Below are 17137 nucleotides of genomic sequence, written 5' to 3' on the forward strand. Positions count from 1 at the left end.
ATTAGCACTTCCTTATCTATCAACTAATTCTAATACAATGAAAATCAAAAATTATTTTGCACTCTGCGCAGTGACATTAACATTGCTTTTCGCTACTTCTTGTGGCGATAATGCTGATAAAACCACAACAGAAAAGAAACAAGCCTACGAAACCATAGAAAATGATCCGACGAATACTCGTATCTATACATTGGAAAATGGACTAAAAGTTTATTTGTCTGTCAATGAGGAGGCTCCTCGAGTGCAAACTTCTATCGCTGTAAGAGCGGGAAGTAAAAACGATCCGGCAACTGCAACAGGTTTGGCGCATTATTTAGAACACATGTTGTTTAAAGGAACCGACATGTATGGAACTTCTAACTTCTCTCAAGAAGGACCATTATTGGATCAAATAGACAGTTTGTATGAAGTTTACAGAAACACCACTGATGAAGCTGCACGAACAGCTTTATATGCGCAAATTGACAGTGTATCTCAAGTAGCTTCTACGTTTGCTATCGCAAATGAGTACGATAAAATGGTTTCTGAAATGGGAGCTAAAGGAACAAATGCGTACACTTCTTTTGAACAAACTGTTTACATCAATGACATTCCTACGAATCAAATTGACAAATGGTTGACTTTAGAAGCAGAACGATTTAGAAGTCCACAGTTGCGATTATTTCACACTGAATTAGAAGCGGTTTACGAAGAGAAAAACAGAAGTTTAGACAGTGATTTTAGTAAAGCTTTTACGGCATTGTTTGACGGATTATATCCGAATCATCAGTATGGTCAACAAACCACCATTGGAACAATTGATCACTTGAAAAACCCATCTCTGACAGAAATTAAAAAGTATTTTAATACCTACTACGTGCCTAACAATATGGCGATTTGTATGTCTGGTGATTTTGATCCAGATGCTGTTTTTGAGCAAATCAAAGCGAAATTTGGCAGCATGGAATCTAAGGTAGTTCCAACGTTTGAGGTAATTAAGGAAGCTCCTATGACTTCCGTAGTAGTGAAAGAAGAAGTAGGGCCGGATGCAGAGTTTTTATACATGGGTTATAGATTTGATGGAGTTGGAAGTAAGGCTTCAGAATTGATTCAATTGTGTGATATGATTTTGGCCAACCGAACTGCTGGACTAATTGATCTAAACTTGAATCAGCAACAGAAAGTATTAAACGCTAGTTCTTTTACTTATATTTTGTCTGATTATTCTTCTCACATATTAAATGGTTCACCGAAACAAGGTCAATCGTTGGAAGAAGTAAAAGATTTGTTATTGTCACAAATGGATAGTTTAAAAGCAGGTGCATTTCCTGATTGGTTGCTAGAAGCTTGTGTGAATGATTTGAAGAAAAGTAGAATTCGTCAGTTGGATGAGAATAGAGGAAGAACGGGAATGATGGTGGATGCTTTTATTCAACAACGTGATTGGAAAGACCAAGTGAATGACATTGAAGTGTTGAAGAAGTATACCAAAGAAGATGTGGTGAATTTCGCTAAAGAAAACTACAACAACAATTATGTAGTGGTATACAAAAGAACTGGAAAAGATGAGTCAGCAAAAGAAGTGGTTAAACCAAAAATTACTCCTGTTCAGGTAAACAGAGATGATGCTTCTCCATTTTTGAAGGAAATTTCAGCGATGAAATTTGATGACATTCAACCAAGGTTTTTGGATTTTGATAAAGACATCAATCAAGCGAAGTTGGACAATGGAATTGAAGTGCGTTCAGTGAAGAATGCAAGTAATGATTTGTTTGACTTGTACTATGTGTTCGATATGGGCAAGAACAACAACATTAAGATTGATTTAGCATTGGATTATTTGCCATTCTTGGGAACGTCTAAGTATTCTCCATCAGAGATTCAGCAAGAGTTTTATAAAATTGGTTGCGACTTTCAAGCATTTGCTTCAGACGAGAAAGTGTATGTTTCATTGTCTGGTTTAACTGAGAATTTTGAAGCAGGTGTTCAATTGTTTGAGCATTTATTAGCTGATGCACAGCCTGAAGAAGCTCCTTTGAAAAATATGGTTGCTGACATTCTTAAAAATAGAGCTGATGATAAATTATCAAAAGGAACTATTTTATTTGGTGGACTATCTGCTTATGCGCAATACGGTTCAAATTCTCCATTTAAAAACATCTTATCTGAAAAGGAATTGAATGCATTAACCCCATCTGAATTGACTGATATTATTCACGGATTAAATAGCTTTCAGCATAGAGTATTGTATTACGGACCAATGACTCAAGACGAGTTAGTTGCTTCATTAAAGGCGAATCATAAAGCTCCAGCAACGTTAAAGCCGATTCCTGAAAGTAAAAACTTTGTGGAGCAAAACAATGAGAAAACAAATGTTTATGTGGTGGATTATGACATGAAGCAAGCGGAAATTATGATGCTTTCTAAGAAAGAATTATACAATCCGAAAACGGTTGCTGCAGCTGCCATTTACAATGAATATTTCGGTGGCGGAATGGGTTCTATTGTTTTTCAAGAAATGCGTGAATCTAAAGCATTGGCCTATTCTGTGTACTCTGTTTATCGCTCACCGAGTGACTCATCAAAAGCGCATTATGTGATGGCTTACATCGGAACACAAGCCGATAAATTGAAAGAAGCGATGGCAGGAATGACGGACTTATTGAACAATATGCCAGAGTCTGAAAAGAGTTTTGAATTGGCTAAAAAAGCTGCATTAGAAAAAATCAGAACAGAGCGAATTACTAAATTTTCTAAGTTGTGGAATTTCGAAACGGCACAGAAAAGAGGGTTGGATTATGACATTCGTAAGGATGTTTACGATGCCATTCCAAACATGACGATGGCTGATTTGAAGGCTTTCCATGAGCAATACATCAAGGATAGTAAATACAACATCATGGTGATTGGAAAGAAAAGCGGATTAAACATTAAGGAATTAGAAACGTATGGTCCAGTGACTTATTTGACGTTGGAGCAGGTTTTTGGATATTAATGAAATATGTAATGATCAATAGAAAAGCCGAGCATTTGCTCGGCTTTTTCTGTTTAATTACAAGGGCCATTAGTTCCATTAATTATGAGGTCGTATTCACTTTGAGTTAAATATTGTGGCGTATAAGTACCACCTTCTTTTACTAGTGCCTTCTCAAAGCTTCTCATGTGATTATTGGACCCACATTCTAAAAGTTGAAAAACATCAATTACGTTTTGGTTGATCGTTTGTGAAATACGTTCTCTTAAATCCACAATGTCTAAATCTTCAATTGTTGCTCCAATAGTCAGCGCGTTTATTTTGCTTTGAAAGCCATCCGATATGAATTGGTTATAAAACTGCTGAAGAGTGGTGTCCTGAAAAACCCCCATCTGCTCTATATGGTATGGAATGTCATAGCTCTTTAATAATCCTTCTACCGAGTTCATGTGATCTTGTTCGCTATATTTGATATTTGAAAATTGATTAATCGACCAAACGCTATCCAAATAGGAGTAGGTGTCTCTGGCTAGTTTTTCTTCTTCTAACATAAACAATAAAGCAGATTTGTCCTGATCATTTATCAATTCTCCCGTTATGGGATTATTCGGTGTAATTTCATTTGTATTTTCATCATCATCAGAACAACTAGTGATTGTTCCAACTCCTAGAATTAATACTGCGATCCATCCGAATTTTTTATAAGTTGACTTTTTCATTTTAATTGAGTTTTAAGTTATACTCTAAAATTAAGTGGTATACAAAGCGGCTACAGCTACTTTTGTTACAAACAGGCATAAGTGTGTTAAATACCTTATTGAATGGATCTAATAGGAGCTTCTAGCTGAGGCTCCTATTTTTATGAAAAAGTTTACCTTTATCAACTATGAGAATATTTTTAAGACTTTTCAGTTTAGTTTTATTGTTTATCAGTGTTGGCTGTAATGCTCAATCAAACCAAAAACTGATAATAAATCAGCAATCTGTAGACATAAAGCAATACCCCATTTATCATGATTTGGTGGCAAGTGATAGCCAATTTGAATACTTGAATGATTTGGAAATAAAAGAATTAACCTACTTAAGTGATGGATTGAAAGTGAAAGCCTTCGTAATTCAACCAAAGGATGGAGGAGCTTATCCTTGCATCATTTACAATCGTGGAGGAAATAGAGAGTTTGGAGCTTGGAATCCGAGTGGGGTTATTCGGTTTTTAGGTCCGATTGCCAATCAAGGGTTTGTAGTTATTGCTAGTCAGTATAGAGGCAATGGCGGTGGCGAAGGACAAGAAGAGTTTGGGGGGAAAGAGGTGAATGACGTCATTATTTTACCGAATGTTTTGGGTGAATTAGAAAAAGCAGACACCACACGCATAGGAATGTATGGTTGGAGTAGAGGTGGAATGATGACTTATTTGGCTTTAGCCAAAATGAACAATATAAAAGCCGCAGTTGTGGGTGGTGGGGTTACAGATCATTTTGATTTATTGAAGGATAGGCCATCAATGGAAGAAAGTGTTTACGCTGAATTAATTCCAAAATTCAACAAGCGAAAAGACGAAGAATTGACCAAGCGCTCAGTTGTTTTCTGGGCGGATCAATTGCCAAAAAATACTCCTTTATTATTGATGCATGGCGGATCAGATTGGAGAGTAAAGTCTTCCCAAAGTTTAAAACTAGCATTAAAACTAGATGAATTTAGAGTGCCTTATCGCCTTATTGTCTTCGAAGGGGATGATCACGGAATATCTAATCACCAAACGGAGGTCAACCAAGAAGCGATGAACTGGTTTAATCGATTTGTAATGAATGGAGAAATCCTACCTAAAACGGAATTTCACGGCAAATAATTTTAGCAATTTCCTTTAAATCGTTCAAAAGTGGCGAGGTCTAGCGCTTCTCTATGATCTGGATGCGAAATTGAAATCAACGCTTTTGCGCGTTGTTTTAAGTTCAAGCCAAATAAGTCAACCACACCATATTCGGTAGCGATATAATGAACGTGAGCACGTGTAGTGGTGACTCCTGCACCTTCTTTCAGGAATGGAACAATCTTACTCACTCCATTTTTTGTAATGGACGGTAACGCAATGATTGCTTTTCCGCCTTCAGAAAGAGAAGCACCACGAATAAAGTCCATTTGTCCACCAACTCCTGAGTATTGTTGTTGTCCAATGGTATCTGCGCAAATCTGACCAGTCAAATCAATTTCTATTGCCGAATTGATCGCTGTCACTTTTGGATTTAATCGGATTAAACCAGTGTTGTTGGTATAAGAAGCTTCTTTCATGTGAACTGAAGGATTGTCGTCCATAAAATCATACAATTCTTGCGTTCCCATGGCGAAACAACTGACAATTTTACCCGGTTTTATTTTTTTATACTTCCCATTGATTACTCCGGAATTTACCAACGGCAGAATTCCATCAGAAAACATTTCGGTGTGAATTCCTAAATCTTTGTGGTTGGTTAAGTTCGCTAATACTACATTTGGGATTCCACCGATTCCCATTTGTAAAGTAGCGCCATCTTCCACCAATGTAGCAACATGTTTTCCTATTTGTTCTTCTATTTCAGTTGGTATTTTGGGGATAGACTGATGTATAGGCGAATCGATTTCTACGGCATGGTTGATCTGACTGATGTGAATAATTCCGTCACCATGAGTCCGAGGTACGTTGTGGTTGATTTGTGCGATGACTGTTTTAGCAGATTCTATTGCAGCTAATGTAACGTCTATTGAGGTTCCTAGCGAGCAATATCCATGTTTGTCAGGCGGAGAAACTTGAATCAAAGCCACATCAATTGGCAACTTGTTTCTTTTAAACAATAAATGAACTTCACTCAAAAAAATCGGAATATAACCGCCATACCCTTCATTGATGCAGTTTCGAACATTTCCACCAACAAAAAAACTATTTGTAGTAAACGATTCTCTGTATGGACTTTGTGAGTAAAGAGCCTCGCCTTCAGTATGTAAATGCACGATTTCTACATTCGTTAACCGCTTGTAATCTTCACACATCGGTGCGATTAATGCATTTGGAGTCATCGCGGCCCCTTGAATAAAAACACGTTGGTTGGATTTTATATGTTGAATAGCTACTGTTGCTGAAATGATCATGTGCTGTATTTTTTTTTCAAAGGTAGGTATAGCAAACTCTAGTGCCAATGATATCTATCAGGTTCAATATTAAGCAGTAAATATTCTTGTAGAACTATAATATTTATTAACTTTATAGAAATGAGAAAATTATGTATTTTCTTGGTCTTTCTAAATTGTTTGGTTGCCAATGCACAGTTGGTATCAGGAAACATTATGTTCGTCGGCTATAATGCCGATGGAAGTGATGGATTTGCAATTGTCGCTTTAGTGGATATTCCTATCAACTCTACTATTTATTTTTCGGACAATGAATGGAATGGTTCTGATGTCGGTTCGGGGGGAGCATTTATTAATACCACTGAAGGAGAAATGACTTGGTCTTCTGGTGGTAGTATAATTACAGCTGGAACAGTGGTTATTTTTAATGAAACCGGAAGTGGTAGTAATCCCGGATATGGAAGTACGGTTGGATCCATTGCCGGAAATATAAATTTGAATGCTGATAATGAAGTGTTATATGCCTATTTGGGAAGTAATGATGTAACACCAACGATTTTTTTATCGGCCATTGCCAACTCTGGATTCAGTGCTGGAAACGGAACCCTTACAGGAACTGGTTTAATTAGTGGAACTTCTGCTATATCAATTACTGGTGATGCAGATGTGATGATTTACAATGGATCTACTGTATGTAATTCCACCCCTGCGGCTTGTGCTGCCCAAATTGCTAGTTCAATTGATTGGATTTTAGATGATGGCTCTGGTGATCAATCCAATGATGCCAATGCTCCTGATTTTCCGGCAGATTTGCCTCCAAGTTTTACCGGTGACGCCTTGCCAATTGAATTGTATTCATTCGAAGTGACAAAAACAATTGGTAAAAAAGTATTGATTAAATGGGTTACTTTATCAGAGATCAATAATGATTACTTTACAATAGAGCGATCTTCTGATATGTACACTTGGAAACCAATTGGAGAATTAAGCGGGGCAGGGAATTCATTGATTAAGAATAGTTATTACTATGAAGATGAGTTACCTATTTTTGGTGAATATTATTATCGATTAAAGCAAACAGATTTTGATGGGAATTTTTCATATTCAGCCACTAAGGTAATACAAGCTGATGATTCAGAAGCTAAGTTTGTTTATCCAAATCCAACCGAAGGATTGGTAAATATAACAAGCGAAGGAGAGGCAAGGTTCATGTCAATCTCAGGGGAAGATTTAACCAATAGGATTTCAATTTATAGGAATAGTACCGAAACAATACTTGATATCTCTTCTCTACCAAATGGGATATATTTTATTCGTGTTGGTAGTGATTTTCAGAAAATAGTAAAACATTGAATGAACTTACTCCATTTTCGATTCATTTAAATCCTCTACTAGCTTTTGTTTTTTATTGAATCTTGCTATTCGCTTCTTTTTATAAATCGGAATAAAAATCGCAATTGTGCCATAGATCATTCCCGAAATACCTGATTGCTCCCCACCGAAGATTGCAACCACGAGAATAGATACAACAGCTATAGTGATTACAAAAAGATAGCAACCCATGTATGTTTTCGTCTCATAAATCTCTAAACTATTCAATTGCAATTGCTCTTTCTTTTTGAGTGCATTTCGATAAAAAGCAAAAAATATAAGATAAATACAAGCGATTCCAATACCAAATCTAATCATCAAATCAGCCCATTGATCAGCATTCATATTTGACAGTGAGAGTTCATTCATTTTTAACATTAAAGCATCAGAACGATCTCCAATTGCCATCTTTAGTTTGAGGTAAACGATTGTTCCTAAAAATGAAAATAAATACTTTAATGGGTAAATGTAGAAAAGTAGTAAGAAGAGAAACAAGAAGTTTAGAGATTTCGTCAGCTTATCCGTTAAACCATATCTTAGGAAAAATTCATTGTGAGAATTCCACATTCCGAAGAGCATCATGGTACAGGCAATAAATCCAACAAACCCATACATGGACGCTTCTAGTTCTATATATGATTTGGGGACTTCGGAAGAGATCACTAATAGAGTAATGGAAAATGCAAAAACCGCATCAGTGAGGTTTTCGATTCTAGTATTTCCATCTCCACGGTATCGAAAGCCAGTTTCGGATTGTTCTTTTTGCGTGTTAAGAAGGTTTCGAAGCATAGATGATTGTGTTTGATTGCGGATGGAAGATAGTAAAAAATCCGTTTCAACAAGCGTTGAATTACCGTGTTCTTAAAAATTATACGGACAAGCTTTCCTTCTCAAATAAAGTAAAACCATATATTTAGAGCATGAAAAAAATAGGAATAATTCTATTGGTTTTTTTGGGTTCTATTTCGGCTTTTTGTCAAACGGGGAACAATAAAGAAGAGGAAGTCACACAAGTGTTCACTATTGTTGAAAAAATGCCGCTTTTTAATGGAGCCATTTCCCAAGAAGAAAGCTCTCAAAAAGTAAATGATTTTATTGCCGAATCTGTCAAATCTGCAAATCTAAATGTTTCAGGGACTGTTTACGTGAGTTATACCATTGATACTAGTGGGACTTTAACTAAAGTTCAAGTATTGAGAGGAATATCCAAAGAAGCCGATGAAGTAGCAATCTCAATTACAAACCGATTACAGAACTGGACGCCTGGCTCTCAGAGAGGTAGATTAGTGCCAGTTATATATACACAAGCAGTAAAATTTTAATCATGAAAAAAATAGGAATTGCTTTAATCATCTTAATCTCCTTTTTGCCAGTATTTAGTCAAAACAATCAGGTAGAGGGTCAGATTTATATGGTAGTGGAAAAGATGCCCCTGTATGACGGTGCAACTACAGATGAAGAAAGTAACAAGAAATTACAGCAGTTTATAGCAAAACGTGCTGCGGAATTAAACGTAGAAAGTAAGGGTCTTGTTTTTATTAGTTTTACTATTAATCCTGAAGGAAATTTAATAAATGCAAAAGTCCTAAGAGGAGTTTCTGAAAAGACCGATGAATCTGCTTTGGCTATAATTAATGATTTAAAACCATGGACAGCGGGGATCCAGAGAGGACGAAATGTTTTAGTCGAATACACAGTAAAGGTAGAATTCAAATAAATATAACACTATGAAAAAAATAATCATTCTCTTCTTTGCCATTACTAGCGGGTTTGCCGCTCTTGCGCAATGTTCGATTACCGCTAATAATATTTATGCCTTTACAGTTCAAGGGAAAAACTACGAAGTCATCAAACAGAAGCTCAACTGGACAGCCGCAGCCACTTGTGCAGTGACTCGAAATGGATCGTTAGCAGAACTGACCTCTCAAGTGGAGCAAGACAGTGTGTATTATTATGTGAATCAAGCAGGCATTACTGCTAGTCAAACAGTAGCGCCAGATGGTGGTGGAGCATCTTATTTGTGGTTGGGCGGAAATGATATGGCTTCAGAAGGCTCATGGATTTGGGACGGTGATAATGTTGGAAGTTCTATTCCCTTTTGGCAGGGTAAATCAAACGGAACTCCCGTAAATGGAGCATTCAATAATTGGGGAAATGAGCCTGATGACTTTAACAATAATCAAGATGGATTAGGATTGGCAATTACAAATTGGCCGCTTGGTGTTGCAGGGCAGTGGAATGATGTAAATACCGCCAATCAACTGTATTTTGTGATTGAATATCCAATTTCTACAGGGATAAATGAGGCAATAGATCAATCAATGATTGAATTGTATCCGAACCCAGTTAAAGATGACGTACGTATTTCTCAACCTGGCTCTAAAAGTTATGTAATTACTGATTTACAAGGAAAAATAATTCAATCAGGAACTGTGGAAAGCCAACAAATTTCAGTTGCTGCTTTAGCAAAAGGAGTGTATTTGATACAATTGTTTGCCGGGAGTCAGGAAATGATTCATCAACAAAAGCTGATTAAAGAATAGCTCAATTTTCATTAATTGCTTTTAGTGCTATTTAACTTACCTTTATTAACGACACTCGATAATTAAGTTTTTGGTCATTTTCTTTATTATGAAATCATCTTAATTAAGTTTTTTACAATTTTCTTAAATGAGAAGTCGTTATAATTAAGTTTTCATGTAAAATCTTAAATTAGAAATAGAGGAAGTAAAATATGAAATCGATAATAGGTGTATTAATTACGATAAGTCTTTTCTCTTGCAATTCTCACAAATCAGCTAAAGATGCTGATTTTGATATTTCTACCTTGATTACGGCAGAATTAAGGGAGAAATTTTAATTGAAATTTATGAGTATGAACAATTGGTGAAAGAAAATAAATCATACAGTGGTTTGCCGATTGTTAAAATAAATAGTAGAATGACGTTTAGATCGAAATTGGACTATATAATTTTTTCTTTTCGGTATAATAAATAAATTTAACTTGCATACATAAGAGATATAAGTGCAATTGCGCTTATACAATTGTTGTGCCTCATGCAAAAAACCACAAACATTTGACTGAACACATCAAAAGAGAATTAAAACGACTTGAAAGTGAAAAGGACATAAAAATCCTTTATGCCGTTGAGTCTGGAAGTCGGGCTTGGGGGTTTGCCTCTACTGACAGTGACTGGGATGTAAGATTTATTTACGTTCATAGACCTGAATGGTATTTGTCAATTGATGACAAGCGAGACAATATGGAAGTCATGCTGCCCAATGATTTAGACTTTGCAGGTTGGGAACTTCGGAAAACCTTAAAACTATTTCGAAAATCGAATCCACCACTACTTGAGTGGCTAAGGAGTCCATTGATTTACTTAGAGCAGTTTTCGACTGCTGACCAAATGAGAAAATTGACTGCAGAATACTTTAATCCAAGGTCTTGCACCCACCATTATTTACATATGGCGGAAGGGAGTTACCGTGACTATCTGCAAACTGACTTGGTGCGAGTAAAAAAATACTTTTATGTACTTCGACCAATTCTTGCATGTAAATGGATTGAATCAAATGGAACGATGGCACCTATGGAATTTCAAAAAATGGTTGACACTCAGATTAAAGACCAAGACTTAAGAAAAGAAATAAACAACCTACTAGACCGTAAAAAATCAGGTGAAGAACTCGACAAAGAACCTCGAATTCAAATGATTAATGATTTCGTTGAATCTCATATTGAACACTTCAATGAAGTTGTAAAAAACTACAGCCAGGATATTAAGCCCGAAACGGAAAAACTCGATAACGTATTCAGACAAACATTAACTGAAGTTTGGAAAACAGAAATAAAAAGCACGAAGGCACAATAAAACCTAAGAAAACATGGGGAGAAACGAACTGAAAGCTAGCATTGAACTTCGTAGTTTAGGTCGTCACGGGCGGACAGAAAAGTACTTCGAAATCTCCACGTTTCTTAGCTAAATCGTTGCAGTAAATTACCACACAAAAAAACGCCCTTCTGATCAAATCAAAAGGGCGTTTAATTATTTGAATGAGAGAATTACTTTCTCAACACATATTTCATATTTACTTTCTTATCTAAGAATGCTGCTAAATCTGCAATTGGCAATCGCTCTTGTTCCATCGTGTCTCTATCTCTTACCGTTACCGTATTGTCTTCCAATGTCTGGTGGTCAACAGTAATCGCAAAAGGAGTTCCGTTTGCATCGTGGATTCTATAACGCTTTCCGATCGCATTTTTCTCATCGTATTGGCAAGTCATGTCTAACTTCAACTCATCTAAGATTTCTCTTGCTTTTTCAGGCAATCCATCTTTTTTGGTCAATGGCAATACCGCCACTTTTGTTGGAGCCAAGAATGCTGGAATCTTCAATACAATTCGTGAATTTCCATCTTCTAATTGCTCTTCCTTATAAGAATCAGAAAGGATGCTTAAGAACAATCGATCCAAACCAATTGAAGTCTCAATTACATAAGGAACATAGCTTTCGTTCAATTCAGGATCAAAGTATTGCAATTTCTTTCCTGAGTGAATTTCATGCTGCTTCAAATCGAAATCAGTACGAGAGTGAATTCCTTCTAACTCTTTAAATCCAAATGGAAAGTTGTACTCAATATCAGTTGCTGCATTGGCATAATGCGCCATTTTTAAGTGGTCGTGAAAACGGTAGTTTTCTTGGGCGATACCAATGGCTTTGTGCCATTTAATACGCTCTTCTTTCCAGTAATCGAACCACTTCATTTCTTCCCCTGGACGAACGAAAAATTGCAATTCCATCTGTTCAAATTCACGCATTCTGAAAATAAACTGACGAGCAACGATTTCATTTCTAAAGGCCTTTCCAATTTGTGCAATCCCGAAAGGAATCTTCATCCTTCCTGTTTTTTGCACATTTAAGAAATTAACAAAGATCCCTTGAGCTGTTTCTGGACGCAAATAAATCTTGCTTGCACCATCTGCAGTTGAGCCCATTTCAGTCGAGAACATCAAGTTGAACTGACGTACATCCGTCCAATCTTTAGAACCACTTACCGGATCTGCAATTTCAAGGTCAATGATCAATTGCTTGACGTCTGCTAAATCCTCATTGTCCATGGCTGTTTTGAAGCGGTTTTCTACTTCGTCAATCTTAGCCTGATTGTCCAACACACGCTGATTGGTTGAGATAAACTCTTCTTTATTAAAGGCATCACCAAAACGTTTTTCAGCTTTAGTTACTTCTTTTTCAATTTTTTGACGGATTTTTTCTACCCAATCTTCAATTAAAACATCCGCGCGGTAACGCTTCTTTGAGGTTTTGTTATCAATCAATGGATCGTTGAACGCATCGGTATGACCAGACGCTTTCCAAGTGGTAGGGTGCATAAAAATGGCAGCATCAATGCCGACAATATTCTCATGCATCTGAACCATTGCTTTCCACCAATATTCGCGCAAATTCTTTTTTAACTCCACACCATTTTGACCGTAGTCGTATACTGCGCTAAGTCCATCGTATATTTCACTTGATTGAAACACATAGCCATACTCTTTCGCATGACCGATAATGTTTTTGAAAAGATCTTCATTCGTATTTGCCATGGCGCAAAAGTAATGGATTAATCAAAAATGCACTAATTTATAACTGGTTTTGCCATAATAAAAACCACTAAATTTGTCCCATGATAATGGTAGACGACATCCTGCTCTCCGAAGAGCTTTTTGAAAAGAAATTTGTGTGTGATTTAAACGCCTGTAAAGGTGCTTGCTGCGTAGAAGGCGATTCTGGAGCACCGGTAGAAACCGAAGAGGTAGATAAAATTTCGGAAGCTTATGAGCAGGTAAAACATTTGTTGCGTCCCGAAGGTATTGCTGCCATTGAAAAGGAAGGTCCATTTGTGGTGGACTATGATGGAGAATATGTAACTCCTTTGGTGGAAGGAAAAGAATGTGCATATACCATTTTTGATAAAGCCGGAACAGCAAAATGCGGTCTAGAAGAAGGATTTAATCAAGGATTAACGACCTGGAAAAAGCCAGAATCTTGTAGCTTATATCCGATTCGAGTAGGAAAGTTAAAGTATCATCAATCGTTGAATTACCACCAGTGGGACATTTGTAAGCCAGCTTGTGAGTGCGGTGGAAAGTTAGACGTTAAAGTATTTCGTTTCTTGAAAGGCCCGTTAACCACCAAATATGGTGCAGATTTTTACCAGCAATTAGAAGAGGTAGATAAATTATTGACCGACGAAAAAGACGGTAAGGTCGAATTCGAAAATGGAGATGAGATTTAATTCTAATAACCATAATTATTAATTGTTCACTTCGACTAACGCCTGTATTGAGGGCAATGAAATGCTCAGTGTAAAAATGGTTAATTAAAATTGCTCCTCAATTCCTATAATTGAAAATTGACTGATTGAATATTGTTCTATGTATCCAATTGACTTATTGAGAGATTCAATCATCGAAATATTAAGTAAAACGAAGTATTACGCCATTTTTCACATTGTTATATTGATTCATTTTTACATTGAATTATTGACTAATTGACTTTCTTCAAACTCCCTTGGAGTGATAATTTTCTAGAAAAAAAGAAAAGCAAACAATTAAAACCCCATCGGGGTGACATTTTGAATAATTTATGCTTCGATAGATAGTTAACCGCTAAGCCCACAAAGAATTTACAAAGTCCACAAAGGGAAGAGTGATTACCCAATTGACTTATTGATAAATTAACTTATTGTTAAATTGTTATATTGATTCATTGTTACTTTGACTTATTGATTTACCCAAGCACAATCAAATTACTTTGAAATAACCAACTTCTTAGTTAAGACTTTGGAGCCTGAAATAAACCTTAGTATGTACATACCATTTGCTAGGCTGTACATTGAAAATTCATTTATTCCAGGAGTGCAGTTTAGTGAAGAAACAAATTTACCCTTAGAGTCATAAAAATTTAATTCACCAAAATTTGTCACCTCTACTTTGAAGTTTCCATTACTAGGGTTCGGGTAAATTTTGAATAAATCAGATTCAAAATTTTGTAGCTCTCTTCTATAACAATCAGTGATGTCAATACAGTTATAGTACGTAAGTTGTAATGCAAAAACACCACTTCTGTTGTATGTAAAAAGCCGATTGGTCGCTCCTGTAATGGGAGCGTAATTATTATCACAATCTAACCATTGGTATGACGCAACAGTATCATTTGACAAGAGAGAATTAAAAAGTGTGGTATCAATACTAGGATCTGCTTTAGTTATCTGAGTGTTAATTATACTGTCACAACCCAAAATAGAGGATAAGGTGTCAGTGTAGGTTCCCGGATTGCTATAGAATTTACTTCCGATTATAATGCTATCTGCTAAGCATAAATGAACTGATTGACTCGTTTCAATTTTTGGGCTGATTGATATTTTTGTTAAAATAATACTATCGCAACCATTGGAAGCTTGCAGCGTATCTTGGTAAGCTCCACTGTTGGTGTAAACATTATCTCCTATAGCGATACCTTCACCAAAACACAGAACTATATTTTGGTTAACTATCTTTTGCTGATTCACTAAGAGAGTTGTATTGACTAAGCTGTCACAGCCTAAATGAGTGAGCAATGTGTCTGTATAATTTCCTGAAACTTTGTAAGTATTCAGACCAACAAGTATGCTATCTCCTTCACAAAATTCAATGGATTGGTTTGTTATTTTATTGGAATTGACGGTCAATTGTGTATATACGATGCTATCGCAACCGCTTTGAGTCTGCAACGTATCTTGGTAATTCCCAGTAGTTGTATAGAAATTTTGAGCCACTTGAATGCTATCACCTTGACAAATGGTAAAGGTATCCGAAGTAGTTTGAATAGGATCAACCTTAATTTCTATCACAAAAATACTATCACAACCATCAGTCAATGGAAATCTAAAATCGAAATAACCTTGTGTTTTGTAAGTCTGATTTTTTATTACAACACTATCTCCACCGCAAAATCGATGTTTTAATGTGTCAGTCTTTAAAGGCTTTACATGGAGTTGTGTGGTCACTAGACTGTCGCAACCGTCAAAAGCAACATAAGCATCAATGTAATTGCCCGTTTTTTTATAAACATTATTGCCAATGACTAAGCTGTCAGCTCCGCAAATAGTATCCTGTTTAACTGATTTTTTTATCGTGCAAGGGCTTAACTTGTGCAAGTAAGTGTTCGTTCCACCTATAGAAGCACGAATTTCTGTTCCATTTCCAGGATTGAAATCAACGGTATCGCTGAAAAACCCATTTGTATAGACATTACTAAATTTGTCAATAGCGAGTGAGTTAGATCTTCCACCGCCTTTTCCATTTATAAATTTCACCCAACTGCTATCTTGCTTAAGATCCAAACAGTATATAAATTTGCTGGTTTGATTGAATGTTGGTGTATTCATTGTAAGCGAAGAAATGCTATCAAAATTAAAGGTAGCTTTCCCAGTAAAGTCTCCAGTCGAATAGAGTTTATCACCTTTATTATTGATGGAAAACGAATTGAATCCTAAATCGTTAAGCTCTGTTATGAAGCTTGCTCGCTCCATAGTTCCATCAGGTTGTATTTTGCATAGTAAAGTGCCACTATTCTTATTACCTTCAACAGTTATTTTTGTAGAATTATAATATGGAATGCCGCTCATTCTACTTATAAAATAGAGGTTATCAAATTGGTCTAAATCAATTCCGATAAGCTGATCATAATCAGCGGAACCTATACTATTTACCCATAATAATTCTCCCGAGGTGTCTAATTTGCAAATAAAATTTGATATGTTATTAACTGAATAAATAGTTATTGCTCCTGTATCTGAATCGAAAGATAGTGAATCATAGAAAGTGCCAGCTAAATAAATATTACCCAAACTATCAACTTCCAAATGGTCCGTATCATAATTATTGACATAATGAAGCTGACCGAAATTCTTAACCCATTTGAGCATGCCATCATTTGTTAGTTTTACTAAATATGAGTTGTAGTACCCGGAATTAGCATTATGAATTGGAATAACTGAATTAACAAATAAAGTATTTGAGCTTGGATCAAAATCAACAGTATCTGTAAAAGTGCCTGTTATTATAACATCTTGATTGTTGTCAATTTCAATTGATAAGCCTCTATTTACCTCAAGCGAAGGAGGTGAAACGTTCTTTTGCTCAAAGGATTTCGCCCAAACAAAATCGCCATTCGCTGACAGTTTACAAACAAAGGTTTCTATAGTTGAAAGTACATTTATAGTGTCTCCTATAAAATACTGATTTATTGGGTCGGGATCAAAATCCACCTGACCACCAAAGTCTCCTGTTAAATAAATATTGTCAGATGAGTCTAAAGCCATTGAACGCACAATAGCGAAGTAATTACTATGTACTTCTTTTGCCCAAATTAAATTTTCTGATGAATCATGTTTTAAAATATATATCGAGCTTAGAGTTCTCTGTTGGGAACTATTTAAGAGAAGGGTTGTGTCTATTAAAAGGCTGTCCTTGAACTGTCCTGCTGAATACACATTTCCATATTTGTCAGTGAGAATCTGATTGCATTGGGTAGAAGCGTTGGGTAAAAATGTCTTGACCCAATCAAATTGTTGAGCTTTAGTTGAAAGTAAAATGAATAAAAGAACAAGCGTAAAAATAGATTTTTTCATAGACGAGCAGACAAACTGAATTAAGTAGGATGT

Annotated in this window: 14 protein-coding genes; 9 read left to right on the plus strand and 5 right to left on the minus strand. The window is 36.0% G+C overall.

All coding sequences use genetic code 11. The annotated features are described in order from the left end of the window. The first annotated feature begins 37 nt into the window (after positions 1-37). Entirely contained in the window at positions 38-2974 is a 2937-nt protein-coding gene (locus ACTB0X_RS06730) for a M16 family metallopeptidase (protein ID WP_463024230.1), read from the plus strand. 53 nt (positions 2975-3027) lie between these two features. Here ACTB0X_RS06730 and ACTB0X_RS06735 read toward each other — a convergent pair whose 3' ends face one another. Then, positions 3028-3672 carry a DUF2202 domain-containing protein gene (locus ACTB0X_RS06735; RefSeq protein ID WP_463024231.1) on the minus strand — a complete coding sequence of 215 codons (645 nt, stop codon included), beginning with the start codon at positions 3670-3672 and terminating at the stop codon, positions 3028-3030. Between the two features lie 167 nt (positions 3673-3839). On the opposite strand from ACTB0X_RS06735, the gene ACTB0X_RS06740 reads away from it, so the two are divergent. Continuing rightward, positions 3840-4802 carry an alpha/beta hydrolase family protein gene (locus ACTB0X_RS06740; protein WP_463024232.1) on the plus strand — a complete coding sequence of 321 codons (963 nt, stop codon included), beginning with the start codon at positions 3840-3842 and terminating at the stop codon, positions 4800-4802. A gap of 2 nt (positions 4803-4804) precedes the next feature. On the opposite strand, the gene ACTB0X_RS06745 is transcribed toward ACTB0X_RS06740, so the two are convergent. Further along, the gene (locus ACTB0X_RS06745) at positions 4805-6076 is read right to left on the minus strand and encodes an acetyl-CoA hydrolase/transferase family protein (protein WP_463024233.1); all 1272 of its coding nucleotides are present in this window, start codon (positions 6074-6076) and stop codon (positions 4805-4807) included. 120 nt (positions 6077-6196) lie between these two features. Between ACTB0X_RS06745 and ACTB0X_RS06750 the strand changes: the two genes are divergently transcribed. After that, the gene (locus ACTB0X_RS06750) at positions 6197-7408 is read left to right on the plus strand and encodes a T9SS type A sorting domain-containing protein (protein ID WP_463024234.1); all 1212 of its coding nucleotides are present in this window, start codon (positions 6197-6199) and stop codon (positions 7406-7408) included. Between the two features lie 6 nt (positions 7409-7414). Here ACTB0X_RS06750 and ACTB0X_RS06755 read toward each other — a convergent pair whose 3' ends face one another. Then, positions 7415-8215, minus strand: a complete 801-nt coding sequence (locus ACTB0X_RS06755; RefSeq protein WP_463024235.1) for a TMEM175 family protein — start codon at positions 8213-8215, stop codon at positions 7415-7417. 131 nt (positions 8216-8346) lie between these two features. On the opposite strand from ACTB0X_RS06755, the gene ACTB0X_RS06760 reads away from it, so the two are divergent. The 5 genes from ACTB0X_RS06760 (at position 8347) to ACTB0X_RS06780 (ending at position 11301) form a co-directional block, all read left to right on the plus strand. Continuing rightward, positions 8347-8748, plus strand: coding sequence for an energy transducer TonB (locus tag ACTB0X_RS06760; protein WP_463024236.1), 402 nt, complete (start codon positions 8347-8349; stop codon positions 8746-8748). 2 nt (positions 8749-8750) lie between these two features. Continuing rightward, positions 8751-9143, plus strand: a complete 393-nt coding sequence (locus tag ACTB0X_RS06765) for an energy transducer TonB (RefSeq protein ID WP_463024237.1) — start codon at positions 8751-8753, stop codon at positions 9141-9143. Positions 9144-9153: 10 nt separating this feature from the next. Continuing rightward, positions 9154-9969, plus strand: a complete 816-nt coding sequence (locus ACTB0X_RS06770; RefSeq protein WP_463024238.1) for a T9SS type A sorting domain-containing protein — start codon at positions 9154-9156, stop codon at positions 9967-9969. 191 nt (positions 9970-10160) lie between these two features. Continuing rightward, positions 10161-10286, plus strand: coding sequence for a hypothetical protein (locus ACTB0X_RS06775; protein WP_463024239.1), 126 nt, complete (start codon positions 10161-10163; stop codon positions 10284-10286). Between the two features lie 217 nt (positions 10287-10503). Beyond that, complete coding sequence (locus ACTB0X_RS06780) at positions 10504-11301, plus strand: nucleotidyltransferase domain-containing protein (protein WP_463024240.1); 798 nt, start codon at positions 10504-10506, stop codon at positions 11299-11301. Between the two features lie 191 nt (positions 11302-11492). Here the strand turns inward: ACTB0X_RS06780 and ACTB0X_RS06785 are convergent, their stop codons facing one another. Beyond that, positions 11493-13034: a glycine--tRNA ligase gene (locus ACTB0X_RS06785; RefSeq protein WP_463024241.1), complete on the minus strand. Its 1542-nt coding sequence runs from the start codon at positions 13032-13034 to the stop codon at positions 11493-11495. Positions 13035-13120: 86 nt separating this feature from the next. Between ACTB0X_RS06785 and ACTB0X_RS06790 the strand changes: the two genes are divergently transcribed. Then, complete coding sequence (locus ACTB0X_RS06790) at positions 13121-13726, plus strand: DUF3109 family protein (RefSeq protein WP_463024242.1); 606 nt, start codon at positions 13121-13123, stop codon at positions 13724-13726. Between the two features lie 513 nt (positions 13727-14239). On the opposite strand, the gene ACTB0X_RS06795 is transcribed toward ACTB0X_RS06790, so the two are convergent. After that, a complete protein-coding gene (locus ACTB0X_RS06795; protein WP_463024243.1) occupies positions 14240-17104 on the minus strand; it encodes a T9SS type A sorting domain-containing protein in 2865 nt (954 codons plus the stop codon). Positions 17105-17137 lie beyond the last annotated feature (33 nt).

This window comes from Acidiluteibacter sp. (assembly GCF_055129545.1).

Excerpts from the sequence above, each read along its gene's own strand:
- ACTB0X_RS06730 (WP_463024230.1), top strand. The coding sequence starts at position 38 with ATGAAAATCAAAAATTATTTTGCACTCTGCGCAGTGACATTAACATTG.
- ACTB0X_RS06735 (WP_463024231.1), bottom strand. The coding sequence starts at position 3,672 with ATGAAAAAGTCAACTTATAAAAAATTCGGATGGATCGCAGTATTAATT.
- ACTB0X_RS06740 (WP_463024232.1), top strand. The coding sequence starts at position 3,840 with ATGAGAATATTTTTAAGACTTTTCAGTTTAGTTTTATTGTTTATCAGT.
- ACTB0X_RS06745 (WP_463024233.1), bottom strand. The coding sequence starts at position 6,076 with ATGATCATTTCAGCAACAGTAGCTATTCAACATATAAAATCCAACCAA.
- ACTB0X_RS06750 (WP_463024234.1), top strand. The coding sequence starts at position 6,197 with ATGAGAAAATTATGTATTTTCTTGGTCTTTCTAAATTGTTTGGTTGCC.
- ACTB0X_RS06755 (WP_463024235.1), bottom strand. The coding sequence starts at position 8,215 with ATGCTTCGAAACCTTCTTAACACGCAAAAAGAACAATCCGAAACTGGC.
- ACTB0X_RS06760 (WP_463024236.1), top strand. The coding sequence starts at position 8,347 with ATGAAAAAAATAGGAATAATTCTATTGGTTTTTTTGGGTTCTATTTCG.
- ACTB0X_RS06765 (WP_463024237.1), top strand. The coding sequence starts at position 8,751 with ATGAAAAAAATAGGAATTGCTTTAATCATCTTAATCTCCTTTTTGCCA.
- ACTB0X_RS06770 (WP_463024238.1), top strand. The coding sequence starts at position 9,154 with ATGAAAAAAATAATCATTCTCTTCTTTGCCATTACTAGCGGGTTTGCC.
- ACTB0X_RS06775 (WP_463024239.1), top strand. The coding sequence starts at position 10,161 with ATGAAATCGATAATAGGTGTATTAATTACGATAAGTCTTTTCTCTTGC.
- ACTB0X_RS06785 (WP_463024241.1), bottom strand. The coding sequence starts at position 13,034 with ATGGCAAATACGAATGAAGATCTTTTCAAAAACATTATCGGTCATGCG.
- ACTB0X_RS06790 (WP_463024242.1), top strand. The coding sequence starts at position 13,121 with ATGGTAGACGACATCCTGCTCTCCGAAGAGCTTTTTGAAAAGAAATTT.
- ACTB0X_RS06795 (WP_463024243.1), bottom strand. The coding sequence starts at position 17,104 with ATGAAAAAATCTATTTTTACGCTTGTTCTTTTATTCATTTTACTTTCA.